General features: G+C 47.7%; 1 protein-coding gene. It reads left to right on the top strand.

Going from position 1 to position 952, the window contains the following annotated elements; all coding sequences use genetic code 11:
• Positions 1-192 precede the first annotated feature (192 nt).
• The coding region (locus B4U84_RS30190) for a hypothetical protein (protein WP_131121667.1) at positions 193-952 on the top strand (760 nt) is incomplete at its 3' end.

The following is a 952-nucleotide window of genomic DNA, read 5'->3' on the forward strand; positions in this document are numbered from 1 at the left end:
GTTTGCGCCTTCAATACATACATTTATGTAAGGTTTGAAAATTTTCGAAATCTATATTTCTATGTCGCTAATATGCAAGTGACGGGACTGAATCTGCGTCGTCAAATTGTTATTCGACGAATTAAAATACTGTCGAATTCGGTGCAGAATAAGGTATCTTGAGAATTGATGTAGGTTTGAAGGTTACCGAAGTTGTCAAATGAAACGGGTGATGAACTCGTCGAGCGGAATTTGACTATAAGAGATACGTGGGGCGGGGCGGATGACGATCAAACGCTGCCCACCGAGAGATCCTCAGGATTTCTCCGCAGGAGACGAGACAAGGCTAGGAAGCGGCTGAATGAAGCGCTCGGCCGTGTGGATGCAGCCGGACCGTTTCTTCGAATGATTTGGGCCATTGATCGCATCGGCGACGGAGACCGCATGGCATTGTCTCGTTTTCCCCGTCGGAAACCAGAATTGGTTGAGTGGGCATTCAAACCACACCACATTCATAAGTGGACACTTGAGACCCTGGTTAATGCGTATTTGCGGTCGAAGCAGTTGCGACGCCGCGGTAATAGGGCTTTTCAAACCCTCGACACCCAAAATCTGGGATCTCCGATCCATCTTATGAAGCTCATGCACGAGTTGGAAAATGCTGACGACGGAATTGTCTTGCAGCGGCTAAACGTGATGGATGAATTTCATCGGCTGGCACAAAGGCAGTTTCATTGGCAACGCGGCAAGGTAAACAAGGCTGCTTTTTTCAAAACAGCGTACATCTATACATTCCCGGAAGCAGCAGAATACTTCGAGGCAAAATTTGGAGTTTCTATACACGACTTCTGCTTTTCAGGATTTGCCTTGTACGCGATGCTTCGTCATCACCCAGCAGTCCTAATGACGCCGAAGGCCAAAGAGGTGCCGATTGCTGATGAGACACTAGCTAGATGTCTATCCATGTTTGCCC

Origin of the sequence: Westiellopsis prolifica IICB1 (genome assembly GCF_004323185.1) — a bacterium.
Classification (GTDB): domain Bacteria; phylum Cyanobacteriota; class Cyanobacteriia; order Cyanobacteriales; family Nostocaceae; genus Pelatocladus; species Pelatocladus prolificus_A.